This window comes from Roseomonas sp. TAS13 (assembly GCF_001950415.1).
GTDB lineage: Bacteria > Pseudomonadota > Alphaproteobacteria > Acetobacterales > Acetobacteraceae > Roseomonas > Roseomonas mucosa.
In genome coordinates this window covers 1-17,432 of record NZ_BDLP01000010.1, presented here as the reverse complement: position 1 = coordinate 17,432, position 17,432 = coordinate 1, and the positions used below count along the sequence as shown (strand labels likewise).

The 17,432-nt window shown below is 67.6% G+C and carries 18 protein-coding genes; 16 read left to right on the top strand and 2 right to left on the bottom strand.

What is annotated here, in order from left to right; translation table 11 throughout:
• The first annotated feature begins 5 nt into the window (after positions 1-5).
• From nuoH to ROTAS13_RS01835, 14 genes are all read left to right on the top strand, one after another.
• On the top strand, positions 6-1,016 hold the full coding sequence (nuoH, locus tag ROTAS13_RS01900) for an NADH-quinone oxidoreductase subunit NuoH (RefSeq protein WP_075821393.1): 1,011 nt from the start codon (positions 6-8) through the stop codon (positions 1,014-1,016).
• A 72-nt stretch (positions 1,017-1,088) separates the two neighbouring features.
• Positions 1,089-1,577: an NADH-quinone oxidoreductase subunit NuoI gene (gene nuoI, locus ROTAS13_RS01895; RefSeq protein WP_019460035.1), complete on the top strand. Its 489-nt coding sequence runs from the start codon at positions 1,089-1,091 to the stop codon at positions 1,575-1,577.
• A 72-nt stretch (positions 1,578-1,649) separates the two neighbouring features.
• Positions 1,650-2,348: an NADH-quinone oxidoreductase subunit J gene (locus ROTAS13_RS01890; protein WP_019460036.1), complete on the top strand. Its 699-nt coding sequence runs from the start codon at positions 1,650-1,652 to the stop codon at positions 2,346-2,348.
• Positions 2,348-2,659, top strand: a complete 312-nt coding sequence (gene nuoK, locus ROTAS13_RS01885) for an NADH-quinone oxidoreductase subunit NuoK (protein WP_019460037.1) — start codon at positions 2,348-2,350, stop codon at positions 2,657-2,659. The genes ROTAS13_RS01890 and nuoK overlap by 1 nt, the downstream gene beginning before the upstream one ends.
• 5 nt (positions 2,660-2,664) lie before the next feature.
• Positions 2,665-4,581, top strand: coding sequence for an NADH-quinone oxidoreductase subunit L (gene nuoL, locus ROTAS13_RS01880; protein ID WP_019460038.1), 1,917 nt, complete (start codon positions 2,665-2,667; stop codon positions 4,579-4,581).
• Positions 4,578-6,089 (top strand): NADH-quinone oxidoreductase subunit M, encoded by a 1,512-nt coding sequence (locus tag ROTAS13_RS01875; RefSeq protein WP_075821392.1) that lies wholly within the window; start codon positions 4,578-4,580, stop codon positions 6,087-6,089. The genes nuoL and ROTAS13_RS01875 overlap by 4 nt, the downstream gene beginning before the upstream one ends.
• 4 nt (positions 6,090-6,093) lie before the next feature.
• Positions 6,094-7,524 carry an NADH-quinone oxidoreductase subunit NuoN gene (gene nuoN, locus ROTAS13_RS01870; RefSeq protein WP_075821391.1) on the top strand — a complete coding sequence of 477 codons (1,431 nt, stop codon included), beginning with the start codon at positions 6,094-6,096 and terminating at the stop codon, positions 7,522-7,524.
• Positions 7,521-8,276, top strand: coding sequence for a biotin--[acetyl-CoA-carboxylase] ligase (locus ROTAS13_RS01865; protein WP_253187620.1), 756 nt, complete (start codon positions 7,521-7,523; stop codon positions 8,274-8,276). The genes nuoN and ROTAS13_RS01865 overlap by 4 nt, the downstream gene beginning before the upstream one ends.
• Before the next feature lie 15 nt (positions 8,277-8,291).
• Complete coding sequence (locus ROTAS13_RS01860) at positions 8,292-9,110, top strand: type III pantothenate kinase (RefSeq protein WP_019460042.1); 819 nt, start codon at positions 8,292-8,294, stop codon at positions 9,108-9,110.
• A gap of 23 nt (positions 9,111-9,133) precedes the next feature.
• The gene (locus tag ROTAS13_RS01855; protein ID WP_058389073.1) at positions 9,134-10,780 is read left to right on the top strand and encodes a ribonuclease J; all 1,647 of its coding nucleotides are present in this window, start codon (positions 9,134-9,136) and stop codon (positions 10,778-10,780) included.
• Between the two features lie 3 nt (positions 10,781-10,783).
• A complete protein-coding gene (locus ROTAS13_RS01850; RefSeq protein ID WP_058389074.1) occupies positions 10,784-11,041 on the top strand; it encodes a DUF1467 family protein in 258 nt (85 codons plus the stop codon).
• Positions 11,042-11,375: 334 nt separating this feature from the next.
• Positions 11,376-12,683, top strand: a complete 1,308-nt coding sequence (gene proS, locus ROTAS13_RS01845; RefSeq protein WP_075821389.1) for a proline--tRNA ligase — start codon at positions 11,376-11,378, stop codon at positions 12,681-12,683.
• The gene (locus tag ROTAS13_RS01840) at positions 12,683-13,936 is read left to right on the top strand and encodes a lipoprotein-releasing ABC transporter permease subunit (protein ID WP_075821388.1); all 1,254 of its coding nucleotides are present in this window, start codon (positions 12,683-12,685) and stop codon (positions 13,934-13,936) included. The genes proS and ROTAS13_RS01840 overlap by 1 nt, the downstream gene beginning before the upstream one ends.
• Entirely contained in the window at positions 13,929-14,618 is a 690-nt protein-coding gene (locus ROTAS13_RS01835; protein ID WP_075821387.1) for an ABC transporter ATP-binding protein, read from the top strand. Before ROTAS13_RS01840 ends, ROTAS13_RS01835 begins: the two co-directional genes overlap by 8 nt.
• 24 nt (positions 14,619-14,642) lie before the next feature.
• Here the strand turns inward: ROTAS13_RS01835 and ROTAS13_RS01830 are convergent, their stop codons facing one another.
• Together ROTAS13_RS01830 and ROTAS13_RS01825 are read right to left on the bottom strand one after the other, a co-directional pair.
• Positions 14,643-14,924, bottom strand: a complete 282-nt coding sequence (locus ROTAS13_RS01830) for a hypothetical protein (RefSeq protein WP_075821386.1) — start codon at positions 14,922-14,924, stop codon at positions 14,643-14,645.
• A 129-nt stretch (positions 14,925-15,053) separates the two neighbouring features.
• Positions 15,054-15,728, bottom strand: a complete 675-nt coding sequence (locus ROTAS13_RS01825) for an ATP-binding protein (RefSeq protein WP_075821385.1) — start codon at positions 15,726-15,728, stop codon at positions 15,054-15,056.
• Positions 15,729-15,871: 143 nt separating this feature from the next.
• Between ROTAS13_RS01825 and ROTAS13_RS01820 the strand changes: the two genes are divergently transcribed.
• Both ROTAS13_RS01820 and ROTAS13_RS01815 read left to right on the top strand, forming a co-directional pair.
• Positions 15,872-16,726, top strand: coding sequence for a DUF6502 family protein (locus tag ROTAS13_RS01820; RefSeq protein WP_075821384.1), 855 nt, complete (start codon positions 15,872-15,874; stop codon positions 16,724-16,726).
• 5 nt (positions 16,727-16,731) lie between these two features.
• A partial coding sequence (locus tag ROTAS13_RS01815; RefSeq protein WP_253187619.1) for a DUF5666 domain-containing protein occupies positions 16,732-17,432 on the top strand: 701 nt, incomplete at its 3' end.

Sequence of the window (17,432 nt, the reverse complement as noted above, 5' to 3'; positions counted from 1 at the left end):
GCGCGATGGACAGCTTCCTTTCCTCCCCGGTCGGCATCCTCGCGCTGACGCTGGCGCAGACCCTGGCGCTGCTGGTGCCGCTGCTGATCGCGGTCACCTACCTCACCTATGCGGAACGCAAGGTGCTGGCCGCCATGCAGTACCGCCGGGGGCCGAACGTGGTCGGCCCCTTCGGCCTGCTGCAGCCCTTCGCCGATGCGCTGAAGATGATGACCAAGGAGACCATCATCCCGACCGGCGCGTCGCGTGTGCTGTTCATCATGGCGCCGATGATCACCTTCGTCCTGGCCATGCTGGCCTGGGCGGTGATCCCGGTGAACGACGGCTGGGCGATCGCCAACATCAATGTCGGCGTGCTCTACCTCTTCGCCATCTCCTCGCTCGGCGTCTATGGCATCATCATCGCCGGCTGGGCGTCGAACTCGAAATACGCCTTCCTGGGCGCGCTGCGCTCGGCGGCGCAGATGGTGTCCTACGAGGTCTCGATGGGCCTCATCATCGTGACCGTGCTGATGTGCGTGGGGTCGCTGAACCTGACGGACATCGTGCGGGCGCAGGAGCATGTGTGGTTCGCCATACCGCTCTTCCCGATGTTCATCATCTTCTTCATCTCGATCCTGGCGGAGACGAACCGCGCCCCCTTCGACCTGCCGGAAGGCGAGAGCGAGCTGGTGGCGGGCTTCTTCGTCGAATACAGCTCGATGACCTTCGGGCTCTTCTTCCTCGGCGAGTACGCGAACATGATCCTCATGTCCGCGCTGACCACCATCCTCTTCCTGGGTGGCTGGTACCCGCCGATGGACGTGGCGCCGCTGAACTGGGTGCCGGGGCCGCTCTGGTTCATCCTGAAGATCCTGATCTGCCTCTTCGTCTTCCTTTGGGTCCGCGCGACCTTCCCGCGCTACCGCTACGACCAGCTGATGCGGCTGGGCTGGAAGGTCTTCCTGCCCTTCACCCTGGGCTGGCTGGTGCTGACCGCGGTGGCGCTGAAGGCCTTCGGGTGGCTGCCGGCATGACGCGGGCTCTGGACGACATGCGCCTCCTCTCTTTCACCCTTCATCTCGCCCTGGCCGGAAAGGCATAGCATCATGGCGACGCTCGACAGCCTGGCGCGCGGCTACCTGCTCGTGGATATCGCGCAGGGCATGTGGCTGACGCTGAAGGCCTTCTTCAAGCCCAAGGTCACGCTGAACTACCCGTTCGAGCGGCAGCCGCTTTCGCCCCGCTTCAAGGGCGAGCACGCGCTGCGCCGCTATCCGAACGGGGAGGAGCGCTGCATCGCCTGCAAGCTCTGCGAGGCGATCTGCCCGGCGCTGGCCATCACCATCGAGGCCGAGCCGCGCGAGGACGGGTCCCGCCGCACCACGCGCTACGACATCGACATGGTGAAGTGCATCTATTGCGGTCTCTGCGAGGAGGCCTGCCCGGTGGATGCGATCGTCGAGGGGCCGAACCTCGAATTCGCCACGGAAACGCGGGAGGAGCTTCTCTATGACAAGAACAAGCTGCTCGCGAACGGAGACCGGTGGGAACCGCTGCTCGCCGCGAGGCTCGAGCTCGACGCTCCCTACCGCTGAGAACGCATCCGGGGGCGCCGCAAAGCGCCCCCGGTTCACGAAGATGGAACGCCCCATGGACTGCCTGGCCCGATGATCGCAGCTCTCGCCTTCTACGCCTTCGCGGCGGTGCTGATCGCCTCCGCCGTGATGGTGGTGACCAGCCGCAATCCCGTCTACAGCGTGCTCTACCTCATCCTCGGCTTCTTCAACGCGGCCGGGCTCTTCCTCCTCGCGGGGGCGGAGTTCCTCGCGATGATCCTGGTCATCGTCTATGTCGGCGCGGTCGCGGTGCTGTTCCTCTTCGTCGTGATGATGCTGGATGTGGACTTCACCCGGCTGCGGGAGGGCTTCCAGCGCTACGCCCCGATCGGGGCGATCGTGGGCGGCATCCTCTTCCTGGAGCTGCTTCTGGTCCTGGCCGGCTGGCAATTCAGCTCGGAGGCGGTGACGCTGCGCATGAACGCGGCGCCGGCCGACATGACCAACACCCACGCGCTCGGGCACCTGATCTACACGGACTACATCTTCCTGTTCCAGGCGGCGGGCATGGTCCTGCTGGTGGCGATGATCGGGGCCATCGTGCTGACACACCGCGAGAAGACGGGGCCGTCGCGGCGGCAGAACATCGCCCAGCAGATCGCACGCGCGGGCAAGGTGGAGATGCAGAAGGTGCCGAGCGGCGCCGGGCTGGGCGAGATCGGCATCCTGCGGCCGCTGCCGCCGGAGCCGAAGGACAAGCCCAAGGCGATCCACCACGCAGATCATGGCCACGGGGGGGGCCACCACTGATGCTCACCATCGGGCTTGGCCACTACCTGGCGGTAGGGGCGATCCTTTTCCTGCTCGGCATCTTCGGGATCTTCATGAACCGGAAGAATGTCATCGTGCTGCTGATGTCGATCGAGCTGATCCTGCTTTCGGTCAACACCAACATGGTGGCCTTCTCCTCGGCGCTAGGCGACCTGACCGGGCAGGTCTTCGCCCTGTTCATCCTGACGGTGGCGGCGGCCGAGGCCGCGATCGGCCTCGCGATCCTCGTCATCTATTTCCGCAACCGTGGCAGCATCGAGGTGGAAGACGTGTCCACCCTGAAGGGTTGAGCGGCATGTTCGTCGGCGCTGTCTTCTTCCCCCTGCTGGGCTCCGCCATCTCGGGCTTCCTGGGCCGCTGGATCGGCGACAAGGCCGCCCAGTGGTCCACCGTGATCTGCATGGCGCTGGCCGCGGTCTGCGGGCTCTCCGCCTTCTGGCAGGTCGGGCTGCATAGCCAGCCCGCCACGGTGGTGGTCACCAACTTCATCGAGGCCGGCTCGCTCAGCGTGGACTGGGCGCTCCGCTACGACACGCTCTCGGCCATGATGGTCGGGATGATCACGCTGATCTCCACGCTGATCCATCTCTACAGCGTGGGCTACATGTCCCATGACGAGACGCCGTCGCGGTACTTCGCCTATCTCTCGCTCTTCACCTTCGCCATGCTGATGCTGGTGACGGCGGACAACCTCGTCCAGCTCTTCTTCGGCTGGGAGGGCGTGGGCCTCGCGAGCTACCTGCTGATCGGCTACTACTACGAGCGCGAGAGCGCGAACCGCGCGGCAATGAAGGCCTTCATCGTCAACCGCGTGGGTGACCTGTTCTTCATGATGGGCATGGCACTCACCTTCTGGACCTTTGGCGAGCTCGGCTTCAACGAGATCTTCGCCGCGCTGCCGGAGGCGCAGGGCCAGACCATCTTCGGCTTCTCCTCCATCGAGGTGATCGGCGTGCTGCTCTTCGCCGGCGCCTGCGGCAAGTCGGCGCAGCTCGTGCTGCACACCTGGCTGCCGGACGCCATGGAGGGCCCGACCCCCGTTTCCGCGCTGATCCACGCGGCGACCATGGTGACGGCCGGCGTCTTCCTGATGGCCCGCATGTCGCCGCTGATGGAGATGGCGCCGCACGCGCTGACGCTGGTGACCTTCATCGGCGCCACCACCGCCTTCTTCGCGGCGACGGTGGGCTGCGTGCAGAACGACATCAAGCGGGTGATCGCCTTCTCCACCTGCTCGCAGCTCGGCTACATGTTCGTGGCGGTGGGCGTGGGCGCCTATCAGGCGGCGGTGTTCCATCTCTTCACCCATGCCTTCTTCAAGGCGCTGCTCTTCCTGAGTGCGGGCTCGGTGATCCATGCCATGTCCGACGAGCAGGACATCCGCCGCATGGGCGGGATCTGGACCAAGATCCCGGTCACCTACGTGGTGTTCTGGATCGGCAACCTGGCGCTGGCCGGCATCCCCTTCTTCGCCGGCTACTACTCCAAGGATGCGATCATGGAGGCGGCCTTCGCCTCGGGCAGCGCGGTCGGCATGTACGGCTTCGTCATGACCATGATCGCGGCCTTCCTGACGGCCTTCTACTCCTGGCGCCTGACGATCCTGACCTTCCACGGCAAGCCGCGGGCGGACCATCATGTAATGGAGCACGTGCATGAGAGCCCGCCGGTGATGCTGATCCCGCTGGTGCTGCTGGCGATCGGCGCGGTCTTCACCGGCTATGCCTTCTTCGACCTGATGGTCGGGCATCACTGGGAGGAGTTCTGGAACGGCTCCATCGTGAACGCCGAGACCAACCACATCATGCATGCGATGCACGAGGTGCCCGAATGGGTGCCGCTGGCGCCGACCGTGATGGGCCTGTCCGGCATCGCGCTGGCCTACATCATGTACATGTTCGTGCCGTCGCTGCCGGGCAAGCTGGCCAGCGCCTTCCACCCGATCTACCTGTTCCTGCTGAACAAGTGGTACTTCGACGAGCTGTACGACTTCCTCTTCGTACGCCCCTGCCAGCGCCTGGCCCGCACCCTGTGGAAGGTGGGCGACGCGCAGATCATCGACGGCATGCCCAACGGGGCGGCCAGCCTGACGGTCGAGGCGTCCCGCGGCGCGGTGAAGCTCCAGACCGGCAAGCTCGCCAACTATGCCTTCGCGATGATCATCGGGCTCGCGCTCTTCGTGTCCATCTTCCTGCTGGGAGTCATGCGGTGAACGCGGCCGGGTTCCCCCTTCTTTCCCTGCTGACCTTCCTGCCGCTGGCAGGGGCGGCGGTCATCATGTCCGTGCGAGGCGACGACGCGGTCGTCGCGTCCAATGCCCGTTGGACGGCGCTCTGGACCAGCCTGATCGTGCTGGCCCTGTCGCTGCTGCTCTGGTTCCGCTTCGACACCTCCTCGGCCGCCTACCAGTTCGAGGAGCAGGTCCGCTGGCTGCCGGAAGTCGGCCTTGGCTACCACATGGGGGTGGACGGCATCTCCGTCCTCTTCGTGCTGCTGTCCACCGTGCTGACGCCGCTCTGCATCCTGGCTTCCTGGGAGTCGGTGCAGAACCGGGTGCGCGAGTACATGGTCGCCTTCCTGCTGCTGGAGACCATGATGGTGGGCATGTTCAGCGCGCTGGACATCGTCCTCTTCTATGTCTTCTTCGAGGGCGTGCTGATCCCGATGTTCCTGATCATCGGGGTCTGGGGCGGGCCGCGGCGCGTCTATGCGGCCTTCAAGCTCTTCCTCTACACGCTGCTCGGCTCGGTGCTGATGCTGCTGGCCATCCTCGCGCTCTGGTACAATGCCGGCAGCAGCGACATCGGCGCGGTCATGCAGCTGAACCTGCCGCGCTCGACGCAGATCTGGATGTTCCTGGCCTTCTTCGCCGCCTTCGCGGTGAAGGTGCCGATGTGGCCGGTCCATACCTGGCTGCCGGACGCGCATGTGGAGGCGCCGACGGCGGGCTCGGTGATCCTGGCGGGCGTGCTGCTGAAGATGGGGGCCTACGGCTTCATTCGCTTCTCCATCCCACTCTTCCCCGAGGCCGCGGCGCTCTTCGCGCCGGTGATCTTCGTGCTGTCGGTGGTGGCGGTGGTCTACACCAGCCTCGTCGCCATGGCGCAGGAGGACATGAAGAAGCTGATCGCCTACTCCTCCGTCGCGCATATGGGCATCGTCACGCTGGGGCTCTTCACCTTCAACCAGCAGGGCATTTCCGGCGCGCTGCTGCAGATGATCTCGCACGGCGTGGTTTCGGGGGCGCTCTTCCTCTGTGTCGGCGTGCTCTACGATCGGGTGCATTCGCGCGAGATCGCCCGCTATGGCGGCGTGGCGAAGATCATGCCGGCCTATGCGCTGGTCTTCATGTTCTTCACCATGGGCTCGGTGGCGCTGCCCGGCCTGGCCGGCTTCCCGGGCGAGTTCCTGGTGCTGGTCGGCGCCTGGAAGGCGAATCCCTGGGCCGCCTTCGGCGGCGCCCTCGGCATGATCCTGGGCGCGGGCTACATGCTCTACCTGTACCGCAGGGTGATCTTCAGCCGCGTCACGCGCGAGGACCTGCGCGCGCTGCTGGACCTGAGCCCGCGCGAGTACGTGACCTTCGCGCCGCTGATCCTGCTGACGATCTGGCTCGGCGTGTACCCGTCCTCCTTCCTTCAGTTCTTCGAGGCCAGCGTGGCGGCGCTGATCGAGCGGCACGAGGCCGCTCTGGCTCTGCCGCGCCTGGCCGGGATGTGACAGCATGAACCCGATCAACTGGACCCTCTCGCTGCCGGAGATCGTGCTGGCGGTCTCGGTTCTGGTGCTGCTGGTCTGCGGCGTGCTGCCGAAGCGCGACACCAGCTTCGGCGTGACCATGGGCGGCGTCGGTGTCCTGCTGGTGACGGCGGCGCTGGTGATCGCGCAGGCGGACGGGACGGGCTTCTTCGGCCAGTACGTCTCCGACGCCTTTGCGCGCTTCACCAAGCTGCTGGTGCTGCTGGGCAGCCTGGCGACCATGATCCTGGCGCTGAACTGGAACGAGAGGGAGGGCATTGCCCGCTTCGAGTTCCCGATCCTGATCCTGACCGCGACCCTGGGCATGCTGGTCATGCTCGCGGCCAACGACCTGATGATGCTCTACCTGGGGCTGGAGCTCTTCTCGCTCTCGCTCTACGTCGTGGCCTCCTTCGACCGCGACAACGTCCGCTCGGCGGAGGCGGGGCTGAAGTACTTCGTGCTGGGCGCGCTCGCCTCCGGCCTGCTGCTTTACGGCGCGAGCCTGATCTACGGCTTCACCGGCACCACGAACTTCACCCGCATCGCCACCGCGATGGGCAGCCCTGGCGGTGTCTCGGCCGGCGTGGTGATCGGCCTGATCTTCGTGATTGCCGCCCTGGCCTTCAAGGTCTCGGCCGTGCCCTTCCACATGTGGACGCCGGATGTCTACGAGGGCGCGCCGACGCCGGTGACGGCCTTCTTCGCCTCGGCACCGAAGGTGGCGGCGCTGGCGCTGCTCACCCGCGTGGTGGTCGGTCCCTTCGGCGAGCTGGTGGCGCAGTGGGGGCAGGTGATGGTGGTGGTCTCCATCCTGTCCATGCTGCTGGGCTCGCTCGCCGCGATCGGGCAGCGCAACATCAAGCGGCTGATGGCCTATTCCTCCATCGGCCATGTCGGCTACGCGCTGATGGGCCTGGCGGTGGGTACGGGCACGGGCGTGCGCGGCCTGCTCTTCTACCTAGCCATCTACCTGGTGATGAACATCGGCGTCTTCGCCGTGCTGGTCTCCATGCGCCGCAACGGCCGCTCGGTGGAAGGGATCGGCGACCTCGCCGGCCTGGGCAAGACGGACCCGGCGATGGCGCTCGCCATGGCGATCTTCATGTTCTCCATGGCCGGCATCCCGCCGCTGGCCGGCTTCTTCTCGAAGCTCTACGTCTTCCTGGCTGCGGTGCAGGCGGGTTACTGGACGCTGGCGGTGATCGGCGTGCTGACCTCGGTGGTCTCGGCCTACTACTACCTCCGCATCGTCAAGGTGATGTATTTCGACGAGGCGGCCGGGGCGCTGGAACCGCGTGCGACGGGCGTCTCGGTGCTGCTGGCCGGCGCCGGCATCCTGAACGTGGTGCTGGTCTTCTTCGCCGCGCCGCTGCTCGCGGCGGCGCAGGCCGCCGTGGCTGCCCTGGCCGGGTGAGCGTACCGGTGACACCCGGAGCCGCCGGCTTCGGCTGGCGGCTTCAGGTGCATGAAAGCCTTTCCAGCACGCAGGACCATCTCCTGGCCCTCGCCGCCGCTGGGGAACCCGAGGGGACGGTCGCCTTGGCGCTGCGCCAGACGGCCGGTCGGGGCCAGCATGGCCGTGCCTGGCAGTCCCTTTCCGGCAACCTGCATCTCTCGCTCCTGTTGCGTCCGCGCGAGGCACCGCGGGAGCTGCCGCAGTATTCGCTGCTGGCGGCGGTGGCCCTGGCCGATGCCGTGGCGGGTGTCCTGCCAGCCGGCGTGCCGCTTTCCCTGAAATGGCCTAACGACCTGTTGCTGAACGGCGCCAAATGCGCCGGCATCCTCTTGAACTCCGGCCTGGACGAAGAAGGGGCGCCGTGGATCGTGCTGGGGATCGGAGTCAACCTCACCCATGCACCGCAGATTCCTGATAGATTCGTGACATGTCTTGCCGATGTCTGTGGGGCATCGCCTGGACCGGAGGCCTTCGCGCGCAGCCTGCTGGAGCGTCTCGACCATTGGCGGCAGCGCCGGGCGGCGGAAGGCTTCGGTCCCGTCCGGACCGCCTGGATGGCGTACGGGCCGGCACCCGATGCCATCCTGACGGTGCGGGGATCACGCGGATCGATCACGGGGCGGTTCGGGGGGCTGGCCGAGGATGGGGCGCTCCTGATAGCGACGGAAGAACGCGTTCACACCGTTGTCGCGGGTGAACTCGCGGGCTGAGGGAGGCCAAGATCCATGTTGCTGGCCATTGATGCAGGCAACACCAACGTCGTCTTCGCGGTCCATGACGGCCGGGAATGGCGCGGCCGCTGGCGCATCGCCACGCGGGATGACCGGACCAGCGACGAATACGCCGTCTGGCTCCTGGCCTTGTTCCGTCATGCGGGGCTGAACCCCTCGGCGATCGACCGCTGCGCCATCGGCACCGTGGTGCCGGCCGCCCTGTACAACCTGCGCCGCCTGTCCCGCGAATGGTTCTCCTGCGAGCCGCTGGTGGCCCGGGCCGCGGTGGAGTGGGGTTTCCAGATCCTGGTGGACCGCCCGAAGGAGGTCGGCGCCGACCGGCTGCTGAACGCCCTGGCGGCGCACCACCATTATCACGGACCCCTGGTGGTGGTGGATTTCGGCACTGCCACCACCTTCGATGTCGTGGACGGGAAGGGCAGCTATCTCGGTGGCGTGATCGCTCCCGGCATCAGCCTGTCGATCGAGGCGCTCCACCGGGCCGCCGCCCGCCTGCCGCGGATCGGCATCGGCCGGCCGCAATCGGTGATCGGGCGGGACACGGTGCCGGCCATGCAGTCCGGGATCTTCTGGGGCTATGTGGGGCTGATCGAGGGGATCGTGGAGCGCATCCGCGCGGAGTTCGGCGCGCCGATGAAGGTGGTGGCCACCGGCGGGCTGGCGCCGCTCTTCGCCGAGGGTACCGCCGTGATCGAGAAGACCGACCCCGATATCACCCTGGAGGGGCTGCGGCTGTTGGCGGATCGTAACCCCACGCCCATCTTCCACCGCACCAGTTTGCCCGACGTGCTGAAACCGGACCCGGATTAGATGTTTATCAGAACGAGAACAGAATGACAGAACCCACCTCCGGCCTCGCCCTGATCCCGCTCGGAGGGACCGGGGAAATTGGCCTCAACCTGAACGTGTATCGCTGCGACGGTGCTCTGCTCGCAGTGGATTGCGGCATCGGTTTCGGCGGCACCGACACGCCGGAAGCCGAGGTCATGGTCCCCGATGCCGGCTGGCTGGCGGAGCGGCGTGGCAAGCTGGTCGGGCTGGTGATCACCCACGCGCATGAGGACCATCTCGGCGCCGTGGCACCGCTCTGGCCGCAGCTCCGCTGCCCGATCTATGCCAGCCCCTTCGCCTCCGCCGTCCTGCGGCGGAAGCTGGGCGAGGCCGGGCTGCTGCACCAGGCTGAACTGCACACCATCCCGCTCGGCGGCAGCCTGGAGTTGGGCCCCTTCGCCATGCGCTTCCTCCGGGTGGCGCATTCGGTGCCGGAGGCGCAGGCGCTCTCGATCCGGACCTCCTATGGCACGGTGCTGCACACGGGTGACTGGAAGCTCGACCCGAACCCGCTCCTGGGCCTGCCGACTGACGAGGAAGGTTTCGAGGCGCTGGGGCGCGAGGGCGTGCTGGCCATGGTCTGCGACAGCACCAACGCGCTGGTCGAGGGCTATTCGGGCAGCGAGGCGGATGTCCGCCGCGAGTTGACGTCGCTGATCGGTGAGTTGCGTGGCCGGGTGGCGGTGACCTGCTTCGCCACCAACGTGGCGCGGGTGGAGAGCATCGCCCATGCCGCGCGGGCCAATGGCAGGCAGGTGGCGCTGTTCGGGCGCTCGCTGCGCAACGCCGATGCGGCGGCGCGGGAATGCGGCTACCTGAAGGAGACGCCGCCTTTCCTGAGCGAGGACGAGGCAAGCTACCTGCCGGACGAGGAGCTGCTGATCGTCTGCACCGGCAGCCAGGGCGAGCCGCGCTCGGCACTGTCCAAGATCGCCGCCGACACCCATCCCAACATCTCGCTGGGGGAGGGGGATACGGTGATCTATTCCTCCCGCCAGATCCCCGGCAACGAGCGTGCCATCGCCCGGGTGCAGGACCAGCTCCGCCGCGCCGGCTGCCGCGTGGTGACCGCCGACGAGCGGCAGGTGCATGTGTCCGGCCATCCGGCGAAGGGTGAGCTGAAGCGCCTCTATGAGCTGGTGCGGCCGCGCTTCTCCGTGCCGGTGCATGGCGAGTGGCGCCACCTGGAGCAGCATGCCGAACTGGCGCGTGCGATCGGCGCGACGCCGATCCTGATCGAGGATGGCGACGTGCTGGAACTGTCGGGCAACAAGCCGGATGTGGTGGATTCCGTCCCCACGGGGCGCCTGGCCATCGATGGCGACCGGCTCCTGCCGCTGGAAGGCGGGGTGCTCTCGGCGCGCCGGCGGATGCTGTTCAACGGGGTGATCGTCGCCTCCCTGGCGGTGGACCGGGAAGGGCGGGTGCGCGGGGAGCCCCAGGTGTCCGCCCCTGGCCTGTTCGAGCAACTGGACGCAGAGCCCGGGCAGATCGCCACGGAACTGGCCCGGGCGGTGGAGGAACTGCCGCTCAACCTGCGCCGGGACGACGACCCGCTGCGCGAGGCCGCCCGTGCCATCCTGCGCCGAGCGCTCGGCCGCCGGTTGCGCAAGCGGCCGATGGTGGACGTGCATCTGCTCCGGGTTTGAGCCATGGGCGTCGTCACCGGGATCGTGGTGTTCTTTCTGGTCTGGTGGACCGTCCTTTTCGTTACCCTCCCTCTTGGGGTGCGGCCGGACACGGATGCTGAATCGACACCTGGTGGCTGGCGGGGTGCGCCGCTGGCGCCCCGCCTGGGGCGGAAGGTCCTGCTGACCACCGCCATTTCGGCCGTGGTCTGGCTCGGATTGGAGATGGTCATCCGCAGCGATTACCTCTCCTTCCGCCATGGCTGGCTGGCGATGCACTGATTTCAGGCTTTTCGCTTAATGTTTGAACTCGTCAGCTATGGGAACGGGCTTCTCCGGTAAAAATAGCCCAAATTTTGCTCTACAACCTGGGTTTTGCGATTGCGAAGAGGGGTTGGAACGGTCAGATTCAGGAACAGGAAGAGGGTTGGTCCTCTTCCTGCCGTGTGACTGGCGTTTCCTCCCTAAACTTCGGGCCGTGCCTCCTGGCGCGGCCCTTTCTTTTTGTCGCTTTCCGGGCCGTTTCGCCGCAGCGCGATCCGCTCTAGGTTGCGCTCCCTGAACCGCTTCCCGGGGGGCCTTCCCCCTGGGCCCCGCTTTCCCGGAGACGACTGCCTTGCGCCTGTCCCGCGCCTTCCTGCCCACGCTGAAGGAAACGCCCGCCGAGGCGCAGATCGCCTCGCACCGCCTGATGCTGCGCGCTGGGCTGATCCGCCAGACGACCGCCGGCATCTATGCCTGGCTGCCGTTGGGCCTGCGCGTGCTGCGCAACATCGGGCAGATCGTGCGCGAGGAGCAGGACCGCGCCGGATCGCAGGAGATCCTGATGCCCACCATCCAGGCCGCCGAGCTCTGGAAGGAGAGCGGACGCTACGAGGACTACGGCAAGGAGATGCTGCGCATCCGCGACCGGCACGATCGTGAGATGCTCTACGGCCCGACCAACGAGGAGGTCATCACCGACATCTTCAAGGGCTTCGCCAGGTCCTACCGCGACCTGCCGCGCAACCTGTACCAGATCCAGTGGAAGTTCCGGGACGAGGTGCGCCCCCGCTTCGGCGTGATGCGCGGCCGCGAATTCCTGATGAAGGATGGCTATTCCTTCGACATCTCGCCAGAGGCAGCGCGGAAGTCCTACCACCGGATGTTCGTCTCCTATCTGCGGACCTTCGCGCGGATGGGGCTGAAGGCGATCCCGATGCGGGCGGACACCGGCCCGATCGGCGGCAATCTGAGCCACGAGTTCATCATCCTGGCGGAGACGGGCGAGAGCCAGGTCTTCCTGCACCGCGACCTGCTGGCCTACGACCCGCTGGCCGAGGCGCCGGACTATGATGGCGACCTGACGCCGCATGTCGATTTCTGGACCAGCCGCTACGCCGCCACCGACGAGATGCACGACGAGGCCGCCTGGAACGCCGTGGCGGCGGAGGAGCAGGTCTCGGCGCGTGGCATCGAGGTCGGCCATATCTTCTATTTCGGCACCAAGTACTCGGCGGCGATGGGCTTCCAGGTGACGGGGCCGGAAGGCAACCCGGTGCATCCGGAGATGGGCTCCTACGGCATCGGCGTGTCGCGCCTCGTGGCCGCGGCGATCGAGGCCAACCACGACGAGAACGGCATCAAGTGGCCGGATGCCATCGCGCCCTACAAGCTCGCCATCCTGAACCTGAAGAGCGGCGACGCGGTCTGCGACGCGGTCTGCGAGCGGATCTATGCCGCCTTTCCGGAAGACGCAGTCTATGACGACCGCCCCGAGCGTGCCGGCGTGAAGTTCGCCGATGCCGACCTGATGGGCTTCCCCTGGCAGGTCGTGGTCGGCCCGCGCGGCGCAGCGGCCGGCAAGGTCGAGCTCAAGCGGCGCATGACCGGGGAGCGCGAGGAGCTGTCGGTCGAGGACGCACTGGCCAAGCTCCGCCCCTGATGTTCAACGCCTTCGAGCGTATGGTCGCCTTCCGCTACCTCAAGGCGCGGAAGGGCGAGCGCTTCGTCTCGGTGATCGCGGTCTTCTCGCTGGTGGGCATCGCCCTCGGCGTGGCGACGCTGATCATCGTGATGAGCGTGATGAACGGCTTCCGGCAGGAGCTGCTGGGCCGCATCCTCGGGCTGAACGGCCATATGGGCGTCTATTCCGCCGCGGGCGGGAAGCTGCCGGATTTCGACGACATCGCCGCGAAGGTCCGCGCCGTGCCCGGCGTGGTCACGGCCACGCCCATCGTGGAAGGGCAGGTGCTCTTCACCTCCGATGCCGGCGGCGCCTCGGGCGGCATCGCCCGCGGCATCCGGCCGGAGGACCTGCGCGCCCGTCCGCTGATCGCCGGCAATATCCGCCTCGGCAGCCTGGAGCGCTTCGGCGGCGACGACACCATCGTCGTCGGCACGCGTCTGGCGCAGAAGCTGGGCCTTCGCCTGGGCGACCGCATCACCCTGGTTTCGCCACAGGGGCGCACCACCGTCATCGGCACCGTGCCGCGCCTGCGATCCTACGAGGTCGTGGCGATGTTCGAGGCGGGGATGAACGAGTACGACAGTTCCTACGTCTTCATGCCCTTCCAGGCGGCGCAGATCTATTTCCAGACGCAGGGCGCGGCCTCGCAGATCGAGGTCTTCGTGGACAACCCCGATCGTGTCGGCACCATCGCGCGGGAGATCTACGCCGCGCTGATGCCGACCCGCGTGCGCATCCTCGACTGGCAGAGCGCCAACTCCTCCTTCTTCAACGCGGTGCAGGTGGAGCGGAACGTGATGTTCCTGATCCTCACCCTGATCATCGTCGTGGCGGCCTTCAATATCGTCTCCTCGCTGATCATGCTGGTGAAGGACAAGACCAAGGACATCGCGGTGCTGCGGACCGTGGGGGCCACGCGCGGCGCGATCATGCGGATCTTCCTGCTCTGCGGCGCCAGCGTGGGCGTGGCGGGGACGCTGATCGGCTTCCTGATCGGCATCGTCTTCTGCGCCAATATCGAGCGCATCCGCGAGGCGTTGCAGGCGCTGACGGGGACGGAGCTGTTCAGCCCGGAGGTCTATTTCCTCACCCGCCTGCCGGCGGTGGTGAACCCGCACGAGGTGGCGCAGGTGGTGCTGATGGGCCTCGGCCTGTCGCTGCTGGCGACGCTCTATCCGTCCTGGCGGGCGGCGAAGACCGATCCCGTGGTGGCGCTGCGCAATGAGTGACACGGACAGCCTGCCGCTGCGCCTCGTGGGGCTGGAGCGGCGCTACCGCACCGAGGCGGGGGAACTCCCCGTGCTGCGCGGGGCCGACCTGACCCTCCGGGCGGGGGAGATCGTGGCGCTGGTCGCTCCTTCGGGCACCGGCAAGTCCACCCTGCTGCACTTGGCGGGTCTGCTGGAACGGCCGGATGGCGGGGAGGTCTTCATCAACGGCCGTGCCGCCGGGGGGCTCGACGACAGCGCCCGCACCACCCTGCGGCGGGAGGCGATCGGCTTCGTCTATCAGTTCCACCACCTCCTCCCCGAATTCACCGCTGAGGAGAATGTCTGCCTGCCACAGATGGCCGCCGGCGTGTCGCGCGCCCGCGCGGCGGAGCGGGCGCGGCAGCTTCTGGCCGGATTCGGCTTGACGGGACGGGAGCATCACCGGCCCGGTCGCCTCTCGGGTGGCGAGCAGCAGCGCGTGGCCATCGCCCGCGCCCTGGCGAACGGCCCGCGCATCCTGCTGGCGGACGAGCCCACGGGAAACCTCGATGTCGGCACCTCGGACCGGGTCTTCGCGGAGCTGCTGGAAAGCGCGCGGGAACGGGGGCTGGCGGCGCTGATCGCCACGCACAACCCGGAACTGGCGGCGCGGATGGACCGCGTGGTGGAACTGCGCGACGGGCATCTCCGCGAGGCCTGAACCAGCCCCGGCCGTCGCGGCGTCCTACCGCAACAGGTCCATCTGGCCGAAGCTGTCGGCGATGGCGAGGCTGACCAGGGCGATCAGGAGAACGGCCAGGATGTCCCGCGCCCGCCAGCGGCGGGGCGCCAGGGGCAGCGGTTCCCCCGAGGCGAGGGAGGGCAGGGCGCCGGCGCCGGCCCTGCCTTCGCCCGGAAAGGGAGGGCGGGCCGGGTAGCCTCGCTGGAAGGCGGGCTCTCCGGAATTCGACTTCCTTTGTCTGGCTGTTCCGCTGAACAGTCCGGTCAGTATTCCCGTATCAGGCATTTTGGGGCCAACGGCTGAGGTTCCACATGCCGGTCGGCATGCTCGCGAAGGACGATCATGCCCCGGCAGACAGGGATTTGATTCCACATCCGTTATTAAATCTTCGTGGCCCGCTCCGGGACATGCGCGTCAGTGGCTTCCGAAATCGGCGGCTGGCAGGTCGAGCGTGACGCTGGTCGTGTTGTCCTGGCGGCTCATCACGATCCGGCCGCCATAGGGTTCGGACAGGCTCCGCATGAGCTGCATGCCATCGCCATCCACGGCACCGGGAGAAGGGCCCCACCCATCATCGGTGACGCGGAGTTGCCAGCCCTGTCCGCGCCAGCCGAACTCGACGGTGATCCGGCCGGACAGGCGGACATGCAGGCCATGCTTCACCGCGTTTCCCACCATCTCGTGCGCGATACGCAGGACGACGTTCTCCAGGTGATCCGGGCAGGCACCGTCGATTTGCAGCGTCAGGGCGATGCGCTGGTCCGGATCGGCCATCAGGCCGACCACCTTCTCGCAGAGGGAGCGGAGACGCTCATCCAGCGGCCGGGGCTCCCGGGTGAAGCCGAAGAGATCGTCCGAGATCCCTGCGGAAAGGCTGATCCGGTTCTCCAGGTCCCGCACCAGCCGCCGCCCTTCCGGGGTCGCCTGCAGATCCTCCGAATGCCAGAGCTGGGCCAAAATCCGCTGCAACGCGTTCTTCGAGTGGTGACGGAGCTGCCGGAGCGCGTCGTCGCCGGCGGCGTGCCGGGGCCGGTGCATCATCCGGGTCAGGGACGGGATCAGGGAAGGGTCGGAAACGTCGAGGGACAAGGAACCGCTCCAGGGAGTGGTGTGATGGGCGGAGTATTTGTGGGAAAAAAACCCACGTCAACAGCGAAACGGGCATTTGTGGGCATTTTTCCCACATGAGAAGCGTGCTAATAAGAGGGGAGCCCAAGGACCCATCCCTCCGGATGCCAGTTGTTCCCGACCGCGCCGACCTGCCTCTGCCGGACAGCCTGACCAAGCCCCTGCGCCGCCTCCTGCGCCCCCTCGTGCGGCTGCTGATCCGCAGCGGCGTGACCTTCCCGGTGCTCGCCGACCTGCTGCGCGGCCTCTATGTGGAGGTCGCGAGCCAGGAACTGCTCACGGACCCGAAGAGCCGCACGGACAGCCGGATCAGCCTGATGACCGGCGTGCACCGGAAGGAGATCCGCCGGCTGCGCGAGGAAGGCGGCGACGTGGCGGAGGTGCCGGTCGTGGTGACGCTGGCCACCGGGATCATCGCGCGCTGGCTGGGGCAGCCCACCTATACCGGCCCGGATGGACAGCCGCTGCCCCTGCCGCGCAGCGCGCCGGAGGGCGTGCCGTCCTTCGAGGCGCTGGTCGCCTCGGTCACCACCGATGTCCGGCCGAGGGCGGTGCTGGATGACTGGATCGCCCAGGGAATCGTGCGGCTGGACGAGGAGGACCGCGTGCACCTGCTGGCGGCGGCCTTCCTGCCGGCGCCGGGCAAGGAGGAACAGCTCTTCTTCTTCGCCCGCAATATCCACGACCACCTCGCGGCGGCCACGGCGAATGTCATGGCTGCCGGGCCGGCCCCCTTCCTCGATCGCAGCGTGCACTATGACGGGCTGAGCCCGGAGGTCGCGGCGGTGCTGGAGGCGGCCGGGCGCGAATCGGCACAGCGGCTCCTGGTCGAGATCAACCGCCTGGCTCTGGCCATGCTGGAGGAAAAGGGCGAGGCCGCTGCCGGGACCCTGACACGCCGCTTCAATCTCGGCGTATATCTCTATGCCGAGGATGACGGGAACCGCGCGGAAGGGTGACACGCATGCGTTGGGCTGTCGCTCTTCTGTTCCTGCTGGCGGCCTGTGCGAATGCGCCGCCTGCCGGGCAGGATGCCGGCGGGTCCGCCGCCCGCGATGGGGAACCGCGCCCTGGCTTCTGCCGGATCGGCCCCGATGACGGGCCGGTCCTGGCCGAACGCGGCATCGGCGGCACGGGGGCCATCGCCGGAACACCATCCGGCGGCCAGGACCGTGGCATCGGCGGCACGGGCGCGATCGCGGCCGCGCAGGACCGCGGCATCGGCGGGACCGGCGCCGTCGCGGATTCCAATCAGACGGGATCGCAGACCGGCGGCCAGGACCGTGGCATCGGCGGCACCGGGATCGTCGGCACCGTCACCGGCTTCGCGAGCGTCTGCGTGAACGGGCTGGAGGTGCTCTACGACGACGCCCTGCCCATGGCGCTGGAGGATGGCTGGATGCGGCCGGATTCGCTGCGCGTCGGCCAGGTCGTGGTGCTGGAGGCGGCTGGCGAGGGCCAGGTGCTGCGGGCGCGGCGCATGGCCGTCCGCCACGAGGTCTCGGGGCCGGTCGGCAGCGTGTCGGAAGGCGATGGAGGCCGTGCCCTGACCGTCGCGGGCCAGCGCGTGCGCCTGGACGATTCCACGCGGGGCGGTACTGCCTGGGCGCCGGGCGACTGGATCACGGTGAGCGGGCTGCGCGATCCCAGCGGGGCGATCGTGGC